This window comes from Kocuria sp. CPCC 205263 (genome assembly GCF_040981075.1).
Lineage (GTDB): Bacteria > Actinomycetota > Actinomycetes > Actinomycetales > Micrococcaceae > Kocuria > Kocuria rosea.
In genome coordinates, this window is sequence record NZ_JAVKPV010000011.1 from 16,300 (window position 1) to 36,130 (window position 19,831).

A 19,831-nucleotide genomic window follows, 5' to 3' on the forward strand; every position below is an offset into this window, starting at 1 on the left:
CTGGGGGGCGGCGGGAACGGCGGCCGGGTCACACCATGGCGACGAGCGCGGCGGTCGCGACGGCGACGACGACCACGAGCACCTGGCGGCCGGCGGCGCAGGACCTCCACCGGCCGCGGTAGAGCAGCGCCGCGGCGAGGGCGAGGACCAGCACCGCGGCGGCCTCCACGGGTCCCTCCGCCATCCGCCCGGTGGCCAGGGCCCAGCCCTGGGACAGCACCGTGAGGCCGCCGACCACCAGCGTGTAGAGCCCGATCCGCTGCCCGCCGCCGAGCGGCAGGCCCTGCGGGAGGAGTCTGCTCTCGAGGAGCCCGGCGAACCAGAGGTACAGGGCGAGGACCACGGCGAAGACCAGGACGCCGACGAGCACGGCGACGTTGACGGAGAGCCCGATCAGGGACGGGTCGACCCCCTGCAGCTCGTCGGTCACGGCCGCCGCGGCCTGGTCCTGCATCTGGTCGGTGGTCGCCGGCAGCCGCAGCAGCAGCAGCCCGAGCCCCACCGCCCAGAGGAGGGTCCGGACGGGCCGGGTGGTCGCTGGCAGCGGACGGGTGGCAGAGGTTTCGGCCCCGGGGTGGGCGGAGACGTGGAGGGTGGACATCGGGGTCCTTCCGGTAGCGGGGGGAACGGCGGTGCTCACCGCCGGGCGATGAGTGCCGCCTCGATCCCCGCGGCGGCGAGCAGGAGGGCGACGGCGAGGGCGAGGACGCCGAGGGAGGCCGGCAGCGCCGTGAGGTAGGGGCGCACCAGGCCGTTCCGGCGGGCGGTGAGGGCGGCGGTGAGGGGCAGCAGGCCCGCGGCCGCGGCCACGAGGCAGCCCAGGAACTCGAGCCCCGCGTACCACCCGGCCGCACCGGCGAGGGCGGCGGCGCCGACGTTGAGCACGCCGATCTTCGCCGTGGCCCCCACGTAGACCGACAGCAGCGCCAGGGACGTGCCGGTCAGCAGGCCGCCCGTGAGCACGCCGCTGTAGAGCAGGGCGGCGGCGCCGAGGTTGCGGACCACGATGGAGCCGAAGGACCCGTCGTGGTCCTGACCGGCGCCGGCCGTGTCCTGCAGGGTCGCGGGGACGCGGGAGATGCTCTCGTAGCCCACCAGGAACCCCGCCACGAAGAGCGCCGTGGCGGCCGCCGCCGCCCACCCGAGGGCGCGGCGCGCGGCGCGGGCGTCGCGGGGAGCAGTGCGGAGGTCCGTGGGCACGGTCTTCATGGCGGGGGTCCCGGCAGGGTCAGCGGAGCGGGCGGCGGCTCAGGCGATGGCCAGGTTGCGGGCCTTCTTGGACAGGTACCAGCGGATGGTGCCGACGACCGCGCCGCCGATGCCGAAGCCGAACATCGCGGCCACGAGGGTCAGTGCCCAGCCGCCGGCCTCGACCGCGGCCACGATCTGGCTCGCGGACGCGGCGGAGATGCCGAGGGAGCCGGCGACCCAGGCGATGCCGACACCGCCGAGGACGAGGCCGAGGGCGGCGATGGAGGCGGCGGCCGAGACGGGCAGGACCGTGCGGACGGAGGGGGTGCGGGGGGTGGTCATGAAGAGCTCCTCTGTTCCCGAGGTTTCTGTGGGGGGTGCATCATCCGGCGGGTTCCCCGGGTGATGGCTCAGAATCTACGAGAGCCGGGAGGCCTCGGCCATCGGCCGAAGGAATGGTTCCGGACCGGCCGAAGGATGCCGCCGGCCGGTCCGGAAGGACGTCACTGCAGCACCGGCAGCTGGAGCGGGTAGCGGTACACCTCGCCCTTGTTGGCCTTGAGCACGGCCAGGACGTGGCACACCACGAGCAGCACCGCGGCGAGGATCCACAGCACGATCGCCACGGGGATCAGGATCACGGTGAACAGGCACACCCACGCCACCACGTTGAGCAGCCACATGGACAGGTTGAAGTTGAACGACCCGGCGGAGGTGGCGCGCAGGAACGCGTTCTTGTCCCGGTGGACGAGCCAGACGACGAGGGGACCCACGAAGCCGAGCCACCCGACGGAGACCAGCGCGCCGATCAGTCCGGACAGGTGGGTGAGGACCGCGATGGTGCGGTCGTCCCCCTGCGCCCGGTACTGCGGACGGGGTGCTGACGGTGGAAGGTAGGACATGGGGTTCTCCTGGTGGGCAGTGGCGGAACCGGTCGCGGCACCCGGTGCCGCGGACGCCGGACCGGCGCGGTGCAGCCAGCGTATCGGGGCCGGGCCCGCGCCCGGTATGGGGGAAGACCGCACATGACGGCGGCGGATCCCCGCCGTCACGCACGTCAGCGACGACGACGCCGCGCCGCGCGCTGGTCTACGATTCTCGGCAGACCGTTCCCGGCCCGCCCCCGCGGGCCTCTTCCCGAGGGAGGCCCGTGGCTCCGCAGCTGCGCCCCAACAAGTACGCCTACCGGGCCATCGTGCTCGCCGGCCTCACCGCGGTGAAGCTCTTCCGCGTGCCCCTGCTGGCCTCGGGCGAGGAGCACCTGCCCACCGACCAGGTGGTGCGCGGCCTGCACCGGGAGGTCCGCCCGGGCCGGGGCGCCGTCGTGGCGGTGACCCACTTCGGCTACCTCGACTTCGTCTTCGCGCAGCTGGTGGTCTGGCGCCGGCTGCGGGCCCACTCCCGCTTCCTCATCACCCGCAAGCACACCGGCAGCGCCTTCGTCACGGCGGTGTGCCGGCTGTGCGACCACGTCGTCGTCGACCGCGCCGACGGCGCCCCGGCCTACGCCGAGGCCGTGGCGAAGCTGGCGCGCGGTGAGTTCCTCGCGGTGTTCCCGGAGGGCGGGGTCAGCCGCAGCTGGACCGTGCGCCCGCTGCGCACCGGCGCCGTGCGCATGGCCGCCGAGACCGGCGCCCCCGTCATCCCGGTGTCCGTGTGGGGCGGCCACCGGATGCTCACCCGGGGGCGCGGCCGGATCCGGCTGCGCGACGTGTGGCGCACGCCGGTGCGCGTGCACGTCGGCCCGGTGCTGCGCGTGGACCCCGACGAGGACGTCCGCGCCGCGAGCGCCCGGCTGCGCACGGTGCTGCAGGAGGGCATCGACCGGTGCATCGACAGCTACCCCGTGACCCCGGAGCCGGGTGCGTGGTGGATGCCGGCGCACCGGGGCGGGAGCGCGATCACGGTCCAGGAGCAGAGCGACGCCGACGCCCGGGAGCGGGAGGCCTACAAGCGCACCGGCTGAGCCCTGCCGGGGCACCGTCTCACCGGAAGCCGGCGCGCAGCACCAGCTCGAGCTGGAACCGGCTCCTGGGGTCGTTGAGGCGGTCCCCGAAGACCTCCCGGAGCTGGTTCACCCGGTAGCCCACCGTCTGCTCGTGGATGTTCAGCTCGGCGGCCATCGCCGCGCGCTGCCCGTGGTGCTCGAGCCAGCACAGCAGGGTCGCGGCCAGCCGCTCCCGCTGCCCGGCCTTGAGCTCGTCCAGCGGGGCCAGGCACTGCGCGGCGAGGTCCGCGACCACGCTTCGCTCGCTGTGCAGGACGAGTTCCATGAGGTGCTCCGAGACCCACAGCGGCCCGGCGTCGGCCGGCTCCTCCCGCTGCAGCAGGTCCCGGGTCAGCACGGCCAGGCGCAGGGACTCGGGGGCCGCGTACCAGGGCCGGCCCGGGCCGATCACCGCACCCCGCCCGGTGAGCGCACGCTCCAGCTCCCGGCGGCCGGTCGGCGAGGAGGGCTCGGGGACCACCGCCACCACGTCGCCGGGGCGGGACGTGAGCAGCGCCCGCTCCCCGAGGCGCGAGCGCAGCCCCACCCGCCGGTCGGCGGCCAGCGTCACCACGACCACCCGGTCGGGCACCGGCCACCCCGCGGCGGCGGCGGCCGTGCGGACCGCGTCCTCCACCACGTGGCCGCGGACGAGCATGTCCGCGAGCGCGTCCAGCAGACGATCCCGCTCCCCGGCACGCTCGGACTGCTCCATGGCATAGCCCTCGGCGCTGGCCGCGGAGAGCTCCTCGATGTAGGCGAAGACCGACTCCGCGAGGCCGATCAGCACGGACGCCTCGAACCCCGCGTCCATGGCCACGCGGGAGAGCGAGCGCAGCGTGGTGCGCGCCCCGGAGCGGTAGGCCGCGAAGAGGGCGTCCATCGGCCGGCCCTCCCGCACCTCGCCGCGGCCGAGCCCCTCGTAGACCCGCCGGTCGTCGCCCATCAGCGCCGGCTGCTGGGTGCCGGGCAGCTGCAGGAACCGGGTCAGGGCCACCTCGACCCCGCGCCGGATGCTGTCGCCGAACAGGCCCTCCAGCGGCCGGGCGTAGACCGGGACGTCGAGCCGCACGGCGTCCAGCAGCTCCTCCGTCACCGCGGGCAGGTGCGGGACCAAGAGGGGGGTCAGCGCCGGCGGCAGGGAGGTCCACGGCAGCTCCCGGTCCGCCCGCCGCCCCGGCTGCGCGTGCTCCGTCGTGTGGTCCACCCGCTCCACGATCCCCCGCTTTCATTCCGACACCACAATTTCTCTGCTGAAAGAGTACGCGACGGGACGAGAACTGCCGTCGGATTTGGGGCACAGTTATTACGTGCCCCAACTGCGACTGTTCACCCGCCTGGCCTCGGCCTTCACCACGCCCCGCTCCCCCGAGGACTTCCTGCGGCTCATCGACCCCCTGGCCAGCGCCCGCCAGCTGCGCGGCCTGGTGACCGCCGTGGTGCCCGAGACCGCGGACTCGGTGACGATCCGCTTCCGCCCCGGCCGCGGCTGGAACGCGCACGAGGCCGGCCAGTGGGCCCGCATCGGCGTGGAGATCGACGGCGTGCGGCACTGGCGCTCCTACTCCCTCAGCACGGGCGCCGGCCAGGACCCGGCGATCACGGTGACGGCGATGGGCAAGGTCTCCACCGCCCTCGTCCGCGGCACCCGGCCCGGCGACGTCCTGTTCCTCGCCCCGCCCGAGGGCGACTTCGTCCTCCCCGAGAGCCCGCGCCCGCTGCTGATGCTCACCGCCGGCAGCGGCCTGACGCCGGTCATGTCCATGATCCGCACCCTCGTGCCCCGCCGCCCGGACGCCGACCTCGTGCTCGTGCACTCCTCGCGCTCCCCGGAGGAGTCCCTGTTCCGCGAGGAGCTGCTGGAGCTCACCGACCAGTTCCCCGGCTTCCGTCTGGTCCAGTGGTTCACCGGGGAGCGCGGCCGCCGCCTCGACCTCGCGGCCACCGCCGACCTCGACACCGCGTGCCCCGACTGGCGCGACCGCGCCGCCTACGCCTGCGGCCCCGCCGACTTCCTCGACGCCGCCGAGGCGCTCTGGCAGCGGGAGGAGGGCGAGCTGCGGGTCGAGCGCTTCGCCGCCGTGGTCGCCCCCGGCTCCGGCGGGGAGGGCGGGCGCGTGACCTTCGAGAAGTCCGACAAGGAGGTCGAGGCCGACAGCGCCACGACGCTCCTGGCCGCCGGCGAGGACGCCGGTCTGATGATGCGCAGCGGCTGCCGCATGGGCATCTGCCACGCGTGCGTGACCCCGTTGCTCTCCGGGCAGGTCCGTGACACCCGCACCGGCGAGGTCCACGGCGAGCCCGGCCACCTCGTCCAGACCTGCGTGTCCACGGCCGCCGGTCCCGTCAGCCTCGACGCCTGACCCCGAAGCCTCCAGCACTCATTCCCCGACCCCGTTCCGAAAGGACCGACACCATGACGATCGTCACCCCCTTCCTGCTCGACTCGGGCCGCCCTACCGAGTCGGCCAAGCCCTCCGCCGCCGCCCACCTCTCCGACGAGCAGGTCGAGGAGCTGGGCCGCGAGCTCGACGCCCTCCGGGAGTCCGTGATCGCCACCCGCGGGGCGAAGGACGCGGCCTACATCCGCCGCGTCATCGCCACGCAGCGCTCCCTCGAGCTGGCCGGGCGCGCCACGCTGCTGTTCGCCAAGCACAAGCCCGCCTGGTTCGCCGGCACCGGCATGCTGACCGTCGCCAAGATCCTGGAGAACATGGAGATCGGCCACAACGTGCTGCACGGGCAGTGGGACTGGATGCGCGATCCCGACATCCACTCCACCACCTGGGAGTGGGACTTCGTGACCCCGTCCCGGGCGTGGCAGCACACCCACAACGACCTGCACCACACCTGGACCAACGTGGTCGGCAAGGACCGGGACGTCGGGTACACCATCCTGCGCATGGACGAGGACCAGGAGTGGAAGCCCTGGAACCTCGGCAACCCGGTGTACAACGCGCTGCTCGCCCCGGTCTTCGAGTGGGGGATCGCGATCTACGACCTCGAGCTCGACGAGTACCGCGAGGGCCGCAAGCCGAAGTCGGAGCTCCGGCGCAGCCTGAAGGCCCTCGGCGCGAAGTTCCTGAAGCAGGCCGCGAAGGACTACGTGGCCACCCCCGCCGCCGCGGCCCTGGCCGGCTCCGGGAAGCAGGCCCTGACCGCGACCCTGACCGCCAACGCCGTCCGCAACGTCTGGGCGCACGCCGTGATCTTCTGCGGCCACTTCCCCGCCGGGGCGGACACGTTCACCGAGGAGCAGATCGAGGGCGAGACCCGCGGCGACTGGTACGTGCGGCAGATGATCGGCTCGGCCAACATCTCCGGGTCGAGGCTGATGCACCTCATGACCGGCAACCTGTCCTTCCAGATCGAGCACCACCTGTTCCCGGACCTGCCCTCGAACCGCTACGCCGAGGTCGCCGTGAAGGTCCGCGAGATCTGCGCCCGCTACGAGCTGCCTTACACCACCGGCCCGCTGCCGAAGCAGGTCGCCTCCGCGTGGGCGAAGGTGTTCCGCCTGGCCCTGCCCTGATCCGTCCCCGCACGACGACGCGCGGAACGGCCGCGATGCTCCGGCACGCGGCCGTTCCGCGTGCCGGGACCCGGGCGGGAGCGCGTGCCGGGACGGAGCCCGCGGCACGGCCGGGACCGGGACCGGGGCCGGGCCGGGCTCCTGTCGGGCGGCGTTGGTAGGCTCGCCGGACCCGCACGAAAGGCAGGCCATGAGCTCTCCCCAGCGCGTCCTCATCACCGGTGCCACCGGTTACATCGGCGGGCGCCTGGTGCCCAGGATGCTGGAGGCCGGGCACACCGTGCGCGTCGCCGTCCGGTCCCCCGGCAAGCTGCGCGCCGTGCCGTGGCGGGACCGGGTGGAGGTCGCTGAGACGGACCTCAACGACCTCGACGGGATGACCGCCGCGTGCCAGGACGTGCACACCCTCTACTACCTGGTGCACTCCATGGGCGGCTCCCGGGAGTTCGAGGAGGAGGAGGCCGAGATGGCCCGGACCGTGGCCCGGGCCGCGGAGCGGGCCGGGGTGCGGCGCATCGTCTACCTCTCGGGGCTGCACCCCCAGGGCGTGGAGCTGTCCCAGCACATGCGCTCCCGGGTCCGGGTGGGCGAGATCCTGCTCGAGAGCTCCGTCCCGGCGGTGGTCCTCCAGGCCGGCGTGGTCATCGGCTCCGGCTCGGCGTCCTTCGAGATGATCCGCCACCTCGGCGACACCCTCCCGGTCATGCCGGCGCCGTCCTGGGTGACCAACAGCATCGAGCCCATCGCCGTCCGTGACGTGCTGTACTACCTGATCCACGCGATGGACCTGCCGGAGGGCCTCAACCGCACCTTCGACATCGGCTCCCGCGACGTCATGACCTACGCGGACGCCATGCGCCGCTACGCCCGGGTGGCCGGGCTGCGCCGGCGGGTGGTCTTCCACTTCCCCCTCCCCGCGCCCCGGCTGTCCGGGTTCTGGGTGGGCATGGTCACCCCGATCCCCCTGGGCCTGGCCGTGCCGCTCGTGCAGTCGCTGCAGCACGACGCCGTGTCGGGCGAGCACGACATCGACGACCACATCCCGCCGCCCCCCGAGGGGCTGGCCGGCTACCGCCGCGCCGTGGCGCTCGCGCTGAAGAGGATCGAGGACAACTCCGTGGAGACCACGTGGGACGTCCACTACAGCTCCTCCGAGGCGGCCGCGGACCCGCTGCCCTCGGACCCGGACTGGGCGGGGCGCACGGTGTTCGTGGACGAGCGCAGCCGCACGGGCCCGGCGCGGCCCGGGCAGGTGTGGCGGGTCGTCGAGTCCATCGGCGGGCGCAACGGCTGGTACTCGCTGCCCCTGGCGTGGCAGGTCCGCGGCGTCATGGACAAGCTCGTGGGCGGGGCCGGCCTGAACCGCGGCCGCCGCGACGCCACGGACCTGCAGGTGGGCGAGTACGTGGACTGGTGGCGCGTCGAGGCCATGGAGGAGGGGCACAAGCTGCTCCTGCACGCCGAGATGCGCGCCCCCGGCCGGGCGTGGCTCGAGCTGTCCGTGGAGCCCGAGGGCGAGGGCAGCCGGTACACGCAGCGGGCCATCTTCTTCCCGCGGGGCCTGCCGGGCCGGCTCTACTGGTGGGGCGTGTGGCCCTTCCACGGCTTCATCTTCCCGTCCATGGCCCGCAACATCCTCGCCACCGCCGCCGCGCTGGACGACCCCGCCCCCGGCGCCCCGGGAGAGTCGGACCAGGCCGACGAGGCCGCGGCGCGGGTCAGTCCTGCGGGGGAGACCCCGGCCCGCGGCTGACCCCCTCGGGGCCCGCCACGGGCCGGGGACCGGGGCGGCCCCACTCGCTCCAGGAGCCGTCGTAGACCGCGACGTCCTCGCGGCCGGCGAGGTGGGCGCCGAGCGCCAGGACGCACGCCGTGAGGCCCGAGCCGCAGCTGGTGACGATCCGCCGCCCCTCGGGCGCGGCCGCCGCGATCCGCTCCCGCAGCTGCGGCAGCGGCAGCAGCCGCCCCTGCCCGTCCTGCAGGTCGGTGTAGGGCAGGTTGACCGCCCCCGGCATGTGCCCGGGACGCAGGCCCGGCCGCGGCTCGGGCTCGGTGCCCGCGAACCGGCCGGTGGAGCGGGCGTCCAGGACGGTGGCGTCCGGGTCGGCCAGGGCGCGGGCGACGTCCTCCGCCCCGACGAAGCCGCCCGGACGGGGCGCGAGCTCGACGTCGCCGGGCTCGGCCGGCGGCGCGGCGTGCGCCCCCGTGGGCCGGCCCTCCGCGGCCCACGCCGGGAGACCGCCGTCGAGGACGGCGACCCGGTCGAAGCCCGCGGTCCGGAGCAGCCACCAGACGCGGGCGGACGCGAAGACGCCCTTGGCGTCGTAGGCCACGACCGTGCTCGTGCGCGAGATGCCGAGCGCCCGGGCCGCCGCGCTCAGCTGCTCCGCCGGGGGCGCCGTGTGCGGCAGGTCCGAGGACGGGTCCGAGAAGGCCCCGTCCAGGTCCAGGAGCACCGCCCCGGGGAGGGCCTCCTCGGTCCGGTTGAGCGTGGAGCTCGCGTCCACGAGCACCAGCCGGGGGTCCTGGAGATGCTCGGCCAGCCAGTGGGTGCTCACCACGGGCCCGGGGAGCGCGAGCGGGGCGTCGTCGTGCGGGGTGCTGCTGTGCGGGGTGCTGTGCTGCGGGGTGCCGGTGCTCATGCGCCCCAGGCTAGTGCGGTGGACCCCGGGACGCCGGGTCAGGAGGCGCCGGCGAGCGCGCGCTCGAGGTCCTCCAGCTGGTCCTCGACGTCCTCGATGCCCACCGAGAGCCGCACCAGGTCCACGGGCACGGCCAGCGCGGTGCCCTTCACGGAGGCGTGCGTCATCTCCGAGGGGTAGCAGATCAGGGACTCCACCCCGCCCAGGCTCACCGACAGCGAGTACAGCCGGGTGCCCGCCGCCACCGCCCGGGCGGCGGCCTCCCCGCCGGTCAGTCGGAAGGAGACCATGCCGCCGAACCCGCGCATCTGCGCGGCGGCGAGCGCGTGGCCGGGGTGTCCGGGCAGCCCGGGGTAGAGCACCTGCTCGACCTCGGGGCGCTCCAGGAGCCACTCGGCGATCCGCTGCGCGTTGTCCTGGTGGCGCTCCATCCGCAGGCTGAGGGTCTTGAGCCCGCGGGCGGCCAGGTAGCTGTCCTGGGGGCCCGCCACGGCGCCGGCGGCGAACTGCTGGAAGCCGACCGCCTCGGCGAGCGGGGCCTCGCGCCACTGGGCCGTGCCCACGACCACGGCGCCGCCGAGCACGTCGGAGTGCCCCCCGATGTACTTCGTGGTGGAGTGCACCACGGCGTGCGCGCCGAGCTCGAGGGGGGTCTGCAGGTACGGGGACGCGAAGGTGTTGTCGACGACGAGCAGCGCCCCGGCGTCCCGGGCCAGCTGCGCCCACGCCGCTACGTCGGCGATGCCGAGCAGCGGGTTGGACGGCGTCTCGAGCCACAGCACCTTCGTGGTGCCGGGGCGCACGGCCGCCCGGACGGCGTCGAGGTCCGTGATCTCCACGGGGGTGTGCCCGATGTCCCACGGGGCGAGGACCCGGGTGATCAGCCGGTTGGTGCCGCCGTAGCCGTCGGCGCCGAGCACGATGTGGTCGCCCGGGCGCAGCACGGCGCGCAGCAGGGCGTCCTCGGCGGCGATCCCCGAGGCGAACGCGAACCCCCGCTCGCCGCGCTCCAGGGCCGCGAGCTGCTCCTCGAAGCCGCTGCGGGTGGGGTTGGAGCCGCGGCTGTACTCGTGCCCGGCGCGCAGCACGTTGATCCCGTCCTGGGCGAACGTGGAGGTCTGGTAGATCGGCGGGATGACCGCCCCGGTCAGCGGGTCGGGCTCCTGGCCGGCGTGGACGGCGGTGGTCGTGAAGCCCCGGTGGCGGGTGCGGGTCTCGGTGGGGGACGTCATGGCGGGGCTCACTTCCGGGTGGTCTGGACGGCGGTGACGACGGTGTCGAGGGCCTGGCCGAGGTCGGCCACGAGGTCCTGGGGGGACTCGAGGCCGATGGACAGCCGGATCGTGGTCTCGGCGATCCCGCCGGCCCGGCGCTGCTCGGGGGTCAGGCGGCAGTGCGTCATGGCCGCCGGGTGGGCGACGAGGCTGCGGGTGTCCCCGATGTTGGCGACCAGCTTGAACAGCCGGAGTGCGTCGATGAACGGGCCCACGGCGCCGTCCGGGGCGGCGAGGTCGAAGGAGAACACGGAGCCGGTCCCGCGCGGGAAGTCCCGGGCCGCGATCCCGGCGCCGGGGTCCCCGGGCACGCCGGGGTGGTGGACGCGGGCGACGGCGGGGTGCCCGGCCAGGAACTCGGCCACCGCCAGCGCCGAGGCCGTGTGGCGGGCCACGCGCAGGTCGAGGGTCTCGGTGCCCTGCAGGATCTGGCTGGCGTTGAACGGGGAGAGCGTGGTGCCGAGGTCGTGCACGTACTTCGCCCGGACCAGGTGCAGGTAGGGGCTGGCGGCGGCGCACTTGTCGACGAGGCTGAGCCCGCCCCAGCGGGCGCGGGCCTGGGTGAACTGCGGCCACTTGTCCGGCCGGGCGGACCAGTCGAAGGTCCCGCCGTCCACGACCGCCCCGGCGAGCGCGTTGCCGTGCCCGCCCAGGAACTTGGTGGCCGAGTGCACCACGATGTCCGCGCCCTTCTCCAGCGGCCGGTACAGGGCCGGGGACGCGAGGGTGTTGTCGACGACGACGGGCACCCCGGCGGCCCGGGCGACGTCGGCGATCCCGGGCAGGTCCGGGAGGGTGGCCAGCGGGTTGCCGATGGACTCGAGCAGGAACGCGCGGGTGTCGGGGCGCACGGCCGCGGCCCACGCCCCCGGGGCGGTGGGGTCCACGAAGGAGACCTCGATGCCGTAGTCAGCGAAGGAGTCGGTGAGCAGGTCCACCGTGCCCCCGTAGAGCTTCTCGGATGCCACGAGGTGCTTCCCGGCGCCCTGGCCGAGCAGGGCCAGCAGTGCGACGGCCACGGCGGACTGGCCCGAGCCGGTCGCCACGGCGCCCGCGGCGCCCTCGAGGTCGCTGATCCGCTGCTCGAGCACGGCCACCGTGGGGTTGCCGGTGCGCGTGTAGGTGAAGCCCGCCCGGGTCTGGGCGAACATCTGCCGGGCCGCCTCGTAGTCCGGGAACTCGAAGGCCGCGGTCTGGTAGATCGGCACCGTCAGGGTGCGCTGGGTGACCTGGTCGTGGGTGCCGGCGTGGATCTGCCGGGTCGCGAGGTCGTGGTCGGTCACGGGGATGGACATGGCGCTGCTCCTGTGCCTTGCTCTTACCCGCACCGGTCATCCGCGCGGGCCCGGTGGGCACGTCGCGGAAGATGCAGGCCGCTTCCTCATCCGAACCACCCAATGAGCATGGGGTTGGTGCGTGACCAAGTCGGAGCTTGGCGGTCACGTCTCGTGAAGCTGGAACAACACTATGCGCAGAGGTAGTGGGTGTCCCTCCGCGACGGAAGATGACGACCGTGACGGTTCGTGACGCCGGCCGTGCGCGCCGGGCCCGGCGCGGGCCCTCGCGTCAGGCCCGGGTGTCGATGTCCTCGAAGATCAGGAACGTCTGGGTGTCCACCACACCGGGCAGCTGCTGGACGTGCTCGAAGATCACCTGCCGCAGGTGCACGGTGTCCACGGCCCGCACGAGGAGCATGACGTCGAAGTTCCCGCCCACCAGGGCGATGTGGTGCACGGCGGGGATCGCCTGGAGCTGGGCGCACAGCTCCCGCCAGGTGTTCTGCTGGAGCTTGAGCGTCACGTACGCGGAGGCCTGCAGACCCGCCCGGACCGGGTCGATCACGGTGCTGAAGCGCAGGATCACCCCCTCGTCCCGGAGCCGGTTGATCCGGGCGTAGGCGTGGGCGCGGGAGACGTGCACGGCCGCGGCGATCGCCGTCACGGACTGCCTCGCGTCCCGGGACAGCTCCGCGAGGATCTTCCGGTCGGTCTCGTCCAGCGGCACGGGGGTCGAGGGCACGGCGGGCTCCTTCGGGGCGGGTCGGGCGCGGGGCCCGGAACGTGTCGGACGAATGCGTGTGCTCCACGCCACACTAGAACATTTCGTCCACGCGCGGTGCACTGTCCGTCTCAGACTTCTGCATTTTCCCCGCTCTGTGGATACGAACCATGCCCGGTTCCCATACTGGGGAGACAGAGCCGCACCACCTTCCTGCCCTCCCCGGACCGCGGCCGCACCGGGGACCGACCGAGGGGACACCATGAGCCAGACCGTCGAGACCCCCGAGGACCCGATCCTCCGGGCCTCCCAGAGCTTCGGCATCACGCCGGAGCAGTACATGCTCCCGGCCCGCGGCGAGATCCGCATGGTCGACCCGGGCGGGCGGCTGCTCGCCCCAGAGGAGCAGGGCACCGGCCCCGGCCACGAGTACCCGCTGCCGGCCCCGGACGTCCTGCTGCGCGCCTACGAGAAGCTGGTGGTCGGGCGGCGGGTCAACGACCAGAACTCCGCGCTGGTCCGCCAGGGCCGGATGGCCGTCTACCCGTCCAGCCACGGCCAGGAGGCCTGCCAGGTGGCGGCCGCCCTGTGCCTCGGGGAGGGCGACTGGCTGTTCCCCACCTACCGGGACACCGTGGCGGTCATGACCAAGGGCGTGGACCCGATGCAGGTCATGGCGATCTTCCGCGGCGAGTGGCACAGCGGCTACGACCCGTACGAGCACTGCGTGGGCATCCAGTCGACCCCGCTCACCACCCAGCTGCTGCACGCGGTGGGCGTGGCCCACGCCGCCAAGCTGCGCGGCGAGAACACCGTGGTCCTGGCGATGTGCGGGGACGGCGCCACCAGCGAGGGCGACTTCCACGAGGCCCTGAACTTCGCGGCCGTGTTCAAGCTGCCGGTCGTGTTCTTCGTGCAGAACAACGGCTACGCGATCTCCGTGCCCCTGTCCCAGCAGTCCGCGGCCCCGAGCCTCGCCCACAAGGCGGTGGGCTACGGCATGGCCGGCGAGCGCGTGGACGGCAACGACCTCGTGGCGCTGCTCGCCACCCTGCGGCGCGCCGTGGACCTGGCCCGCTCCGAGTCCGAGCCCCTCCTCGTGGAGGCGCACACCTACCGCATGCAGGCGCACACCAACGCCGACGACGCCACCCGCTACCGGGACGACGCCGAGGTGCAGGAGTGGATCGCCAAGGACCCGGTGACCCGGATGCGCGCCTACCTCGGCGCCGATGGCGTGCTCGACGACGCGGCGGAGCAGCGCATCGCCGCCGCCGCCGAGGACGTCGCCACGGCCCTGCGCGACGGCATGAACGCCGACGTGGAGATCGACCCGCTCGAGCTGTTCCGCCACGTCCACACCGAGCAGACCCCGCAGCTCGCCGAGCAGGAGCAGTTCCTGGCCGCCGAGCTCGCCCGAGAGGAGACCGGACAGTGAGCACCCTGCACGCCCCCGCCCCGGCCGGCGAGGCCCCGGCGGCCAAGCCCGCCACCTTCGCCCAGGCGCTCAACACCGCCCTGGCCGACGCGCTGGCCGCCGACCCCGCCGTCGTCGTCTTCGGCGAGGACGTCGGCACCCTCGGCGGCGTCTTCCGCATCACCGACGGGCTGACGAAGCGCTTCGGCCGCACCCGGTGCTTCGACACCCCGCTGGCCGAGTCCGGGATCGCCGGCATGGCCGTGGGCATGGCGATGAACCGGATGCGCCCCGTCATCGAGATGCAGTTCGACGCCTTCGCCTACCCGGCCTTCGAGCAGGTCGCCTCGCACATCGCGAAGATGCACAACCGCACCCGCGGCGCCGTGCGCCTGCCGATCGTCATCCGGATCCCCTACGCCGGCGGCATCGGCGGCGTGGAGCACCACTGCGACTCCTCCGAGGCCTACTACGCCCACACCCCGGGCCTGAAGGTGTTCACCCCCGCCACGGTCGAGGACGCCTACCTCATGCTGCGCGAGGCGATCGACTCGGACGACCCCGTCGTGTTCTTCGAGCCCAAGAAGCTCTACTGGTCCAAGGCCCCCGTGGACCTGGCCGAGCTGAGGGAGCGCTACGAGAACGGGGCACCCGAGCGCCGGGAGGGCCGCGCCGTCGTCGCCCGCGCCGGCGAGGACGCCACGCTGCTGGCCTACGGGCCGTCCGTGCCGACCGCCGTGGCGGCCGCCGCGGCCGCCGCCGCCGAGGGGCGCTCGCTCGAGGTCGTGGACCTGCGCAGCATCGTCCCGTTCGACGACGAGACGGTCGCCGCGTCGGTGCGGAAGACCGGGCGCGTGGTGGTCGTGGCCGAGGCGCCGGGCTTCGCGTCCGTCGCGGCCGAGATCGTGGCCCGCGTCCAGGAGCGCTGCTTCCACTCCCTGGCCGCGCCCGTGCGTCGCGTGACCGGGTTCGACATCCCGTACCCGGCGCCCAAGCTCGAGGAGCACTACCTGCCCAGCGTCGACCGCATCCTCGACGCCGTGGACGACCTGCAGTGGGAGGACCGACCATGACCGTGAAGACGTTCACCCTGCCGGATCTCGGCGAGGGACTGACCGAGGCCGAGCTCGTGAGCTGGCTCGTCCAGGTGGGCGACACCGTCGCCGTGGACCAGCCGATCGCCGAGGTGGAGACCGCCAAGTCCGCCGTGGAGGTGCCCTGCCCCTTCGCCGGGACCGTGCACCAGCTGCACGGCGCCTCGGGGCAGACCCTCGACGTCGGCGCACCGCTGATCTCCGTCGACACCGGGGACCGGGCCGGGACGCCCGCCCCGCAGGGCGGCGGCCCCAAGGGCGGGCAGTCCTACCGGGAGGAGGAGCGCGCCGGGGCGGACCCCGCGGCGGCCGCCGAGGCCTCCGCGGTCGCCGCGGCCTCCGACGACGAGGCCGGATCGGGCAGCGTGCTCATCGGCTACGGCACGCCCGCCGGCGGCACGGCCGGACGCCGGCGCCGGCCGAAGCGGACCGGTGCCACCGGCCCGGCCGCCGGCTCCGCCGCCCGGCCGGTCCCCGAGCCCGCGCAGGCGGCGGAGCAGACCGCGGCCCAGGCGGCGCAGGCCGCGGGCGCCGCCCACGACGCGATGGCCTCGGCCCCGCGCCTGGCGCCCACGGTCGTCTCGCCGATCGTGCGCAAGCTGGCCAAGGACCGCGGGGTCGACATCTCCACCGTGCGCGGCTCGGGCCCCGGCGGGCTCATCCTGCGCCGGGACGTGGTGACCGCGGCGGCCGCCACCGCCGCACCGGCCGCGCGGGAGAGCACGGCCCCGTCGTCGTCGGCCCCCGCCCCGGTGCCGTCCACCACCGCGGCCCCGTCCGCCGTGGACGCCCGCACGGGGCTCGGGGTCGCGGAGCGGGTCCCGGTCTCCGGGATCCGCAAGGTCATCGGGCAGGCCATGACCCGCTCCCGCGCCGAGATCCCCGAGGCCACCGTCTGGGTGGACGTGGACGCCACGAGGCTCGTGGAGCTGCGCGCCGAGCTCAAGGCCCAGGACCCCGCGACCGCCCCGGGGCTCATGGCCCTGATCGCGCGGTTCGTGCTCGCCGGCCTGGCCCGCCACCCCGAGCTCGCCACCCGGATCGAGACCCGCGAGGACGGCAGCCAGGAGATCGTGCGCTTCGACGGCGTGAACCTCGGCTTCGCGGCGCAGACCGACCGCGGGCTCGTGGTGCCGAACATCCGCGGCGCGCACACCCTGAGCGCCCGCGGGCTCGACGCCGAGCTCCGGCGACTCACCGAGCTCGCCCGCTCCGGCAAGGCCGGGCCCGCCGAGCTGTCCGGCTCCACGTTCACCCTCAACAACTACGGGGTGTTCGGCACGGACGGGGCCGCGGCGATCATCAACCACCCGGAGGTCGCGATCCTCGGGATCGGCCGGATCATCGACCGCCCATGGGTGGTCGACGGGCAGCTGGCCGTCCGCAAGGTCACCCAGCTCTCCCTCGCCTTCGACCACCGGGTGTGCGACGGCGGGACCGCCGGCGGCTTCCTGCGCATGGTGGCCGACGCGGTGGAGAACCCGGTGTCGGTGCTCGCGGACCTGTAGCGGCCCGCGGGCCCGCCGCCCGCCAGGAGTCGCGTCCGGCGCCACCCCCATCGCGAGGAGTCGCGTTCGGCCGGTATCGCCGTCACATGTCGACAGAACGCGACTCCTCGGCCGGTGGCGGAGACAGAACGCGGCCCCTCGGTGCCGGGGCCGGTGGCTCAGCGCCGGTCGGCCGGGGCGTCCCGGCAGGAGGGGTCGGGGTGGTGGCGGGCACCGAGCAGGTGCGGGCCCAGGTCGGCGACCGTCCCGGCGCCCATCAGCTGCATGCTGATCCGCACCTCCTCGGCCAGCAGCTCGATCGCCCGCTCCACCCCCTGCTGCCCGCCGGCCATCAGCCCGTAGAGGTAGGCCCGGCCGATGAGCACGAAGTCCGCTCCGGCGCACAGGGCGGTGATCACGTCGGCGCCGCTCATCACCCCGGAGTCGAGGATCAGCTCGACTCCCTCCCCCACCTCGTCCCGCACCTCGGGCAGCGCGTTCAGCGAGGCGGGGGCGCGGTCCAGCTGGCGGCCGCCGTGGTTGGAGACCACCAGCCCGTCGGCCCCCGCGGCCAGGGACTGCCGGGCGTCGTCCCGGGTCAGCACCCCCTTCACGAAGAGCTTCCCCGGCCACACGGAGCGGATCCACTCGAGGTCCGCGTAGGACAGGGTCGGGTCGAACATCGAGTTCGTGATGGTGGGCAGGTCGGCGCTCGTGCTCGAGAGGGACGCGAACTTCAGGGAGTCCGTGGTGAGGAAGTTCAACCACCACTCGGGCCGGTAGGAGGCGTCGGCCACCGTCCGCAGCGTGAGCCTGGGCGGGATGACCATGCCGTTGCGCACGTCCCGCAGCCGCTGGCCCGCCACCGGGGTGTCCACGGTGACGAGCAGGGTGCCGTAGCCGTGGGCCGCGGCGCGCTCCAGCAGGTCCCGGGACCGGTCCCGGTCCTTCCACAGGTACAGCTGGAACCAGCGGGTCGCGTCCGGTCCGGCCGCGGCGACCTCCTCCAGCGAGCGGGTCCCCATGGTGGACAGCGTGAAGGGGATGCCGGCCCCCTCCGCCGCGCGGACTCCCCCGATCTCACCCTCGGCGTGCATGAAGCGGGTGAAGCCGGTCGGGGCGATCCCGAACGGCAGCGCGGACCGCGCCCCGGCGATCGGCGTGGACAGCTCGGGAGCCGCGATGCCGTGCAGGATCCGGGGCAGCAGCTCGACCGCGTCGAACGCCTCCCGCGAGCGCCGGCGGGTCAGTTCGCGCTGGGCGGCGCCGTCCGCGTAGTCGAAGGCCGGGCGCGGGGTGCGGCGGCGGGCGATCCGGCGCAGGTCCCAGAGGTCCGCGGCCCGGGCGAGCCGAGCCGCGCGGCGGTCGAGGGCGGGGGTCTCGAACTGCAGGAGCGGGCGCAGCTCGGACCACTGGGGCAGACGCCGTTCCACGGCGGACCTCCTGACGGTCGGGGTGTTCCCGACCACACTACGTCGGAGGCCCCGACGACGCCTTGGGCGGTGCGCCGTTCAGTCGGTCTCGGGGCCCGCGCAGTACGGGCACTCCTGCTCGACGTCGGCCCAGCTGTGCCGCCCGCCCCGGAGGAGCGGTGCCGCCGACCCGCGGCCGGCGGCGTCGTCCGGGCGGGAGGAGGTCAGGGGGGAACGGGGCGGGAGCAGGTCGACGGTCATGGTGCAGTCCTCCGGGAGGGTGGTGGCGGGCGGGGCGTCGCCCGGTCCCTCCAGTATCGAGGGCGTCATCCGTGCGGAAAAGCGATGTTTTCCCATGCTGATCCGTCAGCCCCGCTGATGATTCCTCCCGGGGTCGCTGGCCCGGTCACGAGATCCCGGGGACGTGCCCCGGGGTGTCCCCGGGAGGCGGCTCGCGCTCAGAGGCCGGTGAGGACGTCGAGGGCGGTGTCCAGCCCCTGCTCCTCCCGGACCGCGCGCCCCACGCGCTGCGCCTGCTCCCGGCGGGCGAGGGCGTCGCCCACGGCGGGGACCAGGGCCTCCGGGGCCAGCTTCCGGCGCGGGATCGGGGCCGCGGCGATGCCGAGCCGGTGCAGCTGCCGGCCCCAGAAGGGCTGGTCGACGAGGAAGGGCACCACCACGGACGGGACGCCCGCACGGGCCACCGTGTGCACGGTCCCGGCCCCGCCGTGGTGGACCGCCACCGCGGCGTCCGGGAGCAGGGCGCCCAGCGGGGCGGCCGGCACCACCAGCACGTCCTCGCCGCGGCGGTCCGGCGGCAGGGCCAGACCGCCCCAGCCCGTGACCAGGAGGGTCCGCAGCCCGTGGGCGCGCGCGCTGTCCACGACCGTCCTCCCCCGCGCGGACGGGTCCCCGGCCGCCATGGACCCGAAGGTCGCCACCAGGCACGGCCCGCCCCGGACGAACTCGGCCACCGCCGGGTCCGGGGCGGGGGCGGCCGCGCCGAGGTGCCAGGCACCGGTCAGATGCACCCGGGCCGGCCAGTCGGCGGGCCGGGACAGCAGCTGCGGGCTGATCCCCATCAGCGTGGCGCGGGAGGGTGCGGGGTGCCGGGGCGCCCGGCCGCCGGGCAGCTGCCGGCACGCGTGCTCGACGTCCCGCCGGAACAGCCGGGCGCCGCCGCGCGGCACCGCGTAGGTCGCCCGGTTGAACCGCCCGAGGTCCTTCGAGACCGTGGGCCCGCCCGGTGCGGAGAACTCCCGGGTGGGCGTCGCCACGGGCACGAACTCGGCCAGCGCGCGGGGGACGCCGAGGGCGTCCGCCACGGCCGGCGCGGTGAGGATCAGCGGGTGGTGCAGGACCAGGTCCGGGTCGAACGCCAGGGTCTCGCGCACCGCCGCGGAGAACATCCGCCGCATCCCGGGGCGGACCTCCGCGCGGACGTGGTGCACCGTCGCCCGCGGCGAGGCCCCGGGGGCGTCCATCAGCCGGTGGAAGTCCACGTCCAGGCCGACGGTGTCGATCCCGGCCAGGTCCACCCCGGAGTTCTCCGGCACCCCCAGCCGGACCCGGTGGCCCTGTGCGGCGGCGTGCCGGGCCAGGGCCGCGAAGGGCTCCACGTCGCCGCGGGTTCCGGAGGTCAGCAGCATCATGCGCACCCCCACAGTCTGCCCCGCGGCGGGACGGCGCACGAACGGACCGGCGGAGCGCCCGGCGGCCCCGGGACCGCCGCCGCACCGGCCCCGGAACCGACGTAGTGTGGGGTGCACCCGGACCCCCGGGTCACCTGACGTCCGA

General features: G+C 74.6%; 19 protein-coding genes and 1 riboswitch. Of the genes, 7 read left to right on the forward strand and 12 right to left on the reverse strand.

The genetic code is table 11. From position 1 onward, the window contains the following. Window positions 1-28: 28 nt before the first annotated feature. The 4 genes from RF647_RS15405 to RF647_RS15420 form a co-directional block, all read right to left on the reverse strand. On the reverse strand, window positions 29-601 hold the full coding sequence (locus RF647_RS15405) for a hypothetical protein (protein ID WP_368812490.1): 573 nt from the start codon (window positions 599-601) through the stop codon (window positions 29-31). Window positions 602-636: 35 nt separating this feature from the next. After that, entirely contained in the window at window positions 637-1,209 is a 573-nt protein-coding gene (locus tag RF647_RS15410; RefSeq protein ID WP_368812491.1) for a hypothetical protein, read from the reverse strand. Between the two features lie 39 nt (window positions 1,210-1,248). Then, a complete protein-coding gene (locus RF647_RS15415; protein WP_368812492.1) occupies window positions 1,249-1,533 on the reverse strand; it encodes a hypothetical protein in 285 nt (94 codons plus the stop codon). 161 nt (window positions 1,534-1,694) lie between these two features. Then, complete coding sequence (locus RF647_RS15420; protein WP_017834851.1) at window positions 1,695-2,093, reverse strand: DUF4870 domain-containing protein; 399 nt, start codon at window positions 2,091-2,093, stop codon at window positions 1,695-1,697. 248 nt (window positions 2,094-2,341) lie between these two features. Between RF647_RS15420 and RF647_RS15425 the strand changes: the two genes are divergently transcribed. Then, on the forward strand, window positions 2,342-3,157 hold the full coding sequence (locus tag RF647_RS15425) for a lysophospholipid acyltransferase family protein (protein WP_368812493.1): 816 nt from the start codon (window positions 2,342-2,344) through the stop codon (window positions 3,155-3,157). 19 nt (window positions 3,158-3,176) lie between these two features. Here the strand turns inward: RF647_RS15425 and RF647_RS15430 are convergent, their stop codons facing one another. Then, window positions 3,177-4,385: a PucR family transcriptional regulator gene (locus tag RF647_RS15430; protein ID WP_368812494.1), complete on the reverse strand. Its 1,209-nt coding sequence runs from the start codon at window positions 4,383-4,385 to the stop codon at window positions 3,177-3,179. A gap of 103 nt (window positions 4,386-4,488) precedes the next feature. Here RF647_RS15430 and RF647_RS15435 point away from each other — a divergent pair, with 103 nt between their 5' ends. The 3 genes from RF647_RS15435 to RF647_RS15445 all read left to right on the forward strand — a co-directional run bounded on the left by RF647_RS15435 (window position 4,489) and on the right by RF647_RS15445 (window position 8,463). Then, entirely contained in the window at window positions 4,489-5,541 is a 1,053-nt protein-coding gene (locus tag RF647_RS15435) for a ferredoxin reductase (protein WP_017834848.1), read from the forward strand. Window positions 5,542-5,594: 53 nt separating this feature from the next. Further along, window positions 5,595-6,710 carry a fatty acid desaturase gene (locus RF647_RS15440; protein WP_368812495.1) on the forward strand — a complete coding sequence of 372 codons (1,116 nt, stop codon included), beginning with the start codon at window positions 5,595-5,597 and terminating at the stop codon, window positions 6,708-6,710. Between the two features lie 190 nt (window positions 6,711-6,900). Continuing rightward, complete coding sequence (locus RF647_RS15445; RefSeq protein WP_368812496.1) at window positions 6,901-8,463, forward strand: SDR family oxidoreductase; 1,563 nt, start codon at window positions 6,901-6,903, stop codon at window positions 8,461-8,463. Here RF647_RS15445 and RF647_RS15450 read toward each other — a convergent pair. The 4 genes from RF647_RS15450 to RF647_RS15465 all read right to left on the reverse strand — a co-directional run bounded on the left by RF647_RS15450 (window position 8,429) and on the right by RF647_RS15465 (window position 12,645). Beyond that, entirely contained in the window at window positions 8,429-9,352 is a 924-nt protein-coding gene (locus RF647_RS15450; protein WP_368812497.1) for a sulfurtransferase, read from the reverse strand. The two genes, RF647_RS15445 and RF647_RS15450, sit on opposite strands and share 35 nt — an antisense overlap. Window positions 9,353-9,390: 38 nt before the next feature. Next, window positions 9,391-10,584: a cystathionine gamma-synthase gene (locus tag RF647_RS15455; RefSeq protein ID WP_368812498.1), complete on the reverse strand. Its 1,194-nt coding sequence runs from the start codon at window positions 10,582-10,584 to the stop codon at window positions 9,391-9,393. A gap of 8 nt (window positions 10,585-10,592) precedes the next feature. After that, window positions 10,593-11,921, reverse strand: coding sequence for an O-acetylhomoserine aminocarboxypropyltransferase/cysteine synthase family protein (locus tag RF647_RS15460; RefSeq protein ID WP_368812499.1), 1,329 nt, complete (start codon window positions 11,919-11,921; stop codon window positions 10,593-10,595). Window positions 11,922-11,958: 37 nt separating this feature from the next. Further along, a riboswitch (SAM riboswitch) is annotated at window positions 11,959-12,080 on the reverse strand. A gap of 112 nt (window positions 12,081-12,192) precedes the next feature. Continuing rightward, window positions 12,193-12,645, reverse strand: coding sequence for an Lrp/AsnC family transcriptional regulator (locus tag RF647_RS15465; RefSeq protein ID WP_017834841.1), 453 nt, complete (start codon window positions 12,643-12,645; stop codon window positions 12,193-12,195). A gap of 241 nt (window positions 12,646-12,886) precedes the next feature. On the opposite strand from RF647_RS15465, the gene RF647_RS15470 reads away from it, so the two are divergent. Genes RF647_RS15470 through RF647_RS15480 form a run of 3 tightly spaced genes read left to right on the forward strand, consistent with a single transcriptional unit; the run spans window position 12,887 to window position 16,643 of the window. Further along, complete coding sequence (locus RF647_RS15470; RefSeq protein WP_368812500.1) at window positions 12,887-14,062, forward strand: thiamine pyrophosphate-dependent enzyme; 1,176 nt, start codon at window positions 12,887-12,889, stop codon at window positions 14,060-14,062. Beyond that, the gene (locus tag RF647_RS15475; RefSeq protein ID WP_368812501.1) at window positions 14,059-15,114 is read left to right on the forward strand and encodes an alpha-ketoacid dehydrogenase subunit beta; all 1,056 of its coding nucleotides are present in this window, start codon (window positions 14,059-14,061) and stop codon (window positions 15,112-15,114) included. The genes RF647_RS15470 and RF647_RS15475 overlap by 4 nt, the downstream gene beginning before the upstream one ends. Continuing rightward, window positions 15,111-16,643: a dihydrolipoamide acetyltransferase family protein gene (locus tag RF647_RS15480; protein WP_368812502.1), complete on the forward strand. Its 1,533-nt coding sequence runs from the start codon at window positions 15,111-15,113 to the stop codon at window positions 16,641-16,643. The genes RF647_RS15475 and RF647_RS15480 overlap by 4 nt, the downstream gene beginning before the upstream one ends. A 158-nt stretch (window positions 16,644-16,801) precedes the next feature. On the opposite strand, the gene RF647_RS15485 is transcribed toward RF647_RS15480, so the two are convergent. From RF647_RS15485 to RF647_RS15495, 3 genes are all read right to left on the reverse strand, one after another. Then, window positions 16,802-18,055 (reverse strand): alpha-hydroxy acid oxidase, encoded by a 1,254-nt coding sequence (locus tag RF647_RS15485; RefSeq protein ID WP_368812503.1) that lies wholly within the window; start codon window positions 18,053-18,055, stop codon window positions 16,802-16,804. A gap of 78 nt (window positions 18,056-18,133) precedes the next feature. Further along, window positions 18,134-18,295: a hypothetical protein gene (locus tag RF647_RS15490; protein ID WP_368812504.1), complete on the reverse strand. Its 162-nt coding sequence runs from the start codon at window positions 18,293-18,295 to the stop codon at window positions 18,134-18,136. A 197-nt stretch (window positions 18,296-18,492) separates the two neighbouring features. After that, window positions 18,493-19,686, reverse strand: coding sequence for a glycosyltransferase (locus RF647_RS15495; RefSeq protein WP_368812505.1), 1,194 nt, complete (start codon window positions 19,684-19,686; stop codon window positions 18,493-18,495). Between the last annotated feature and the right edge of the window lie 145 nt (window positions 19,687-19,831).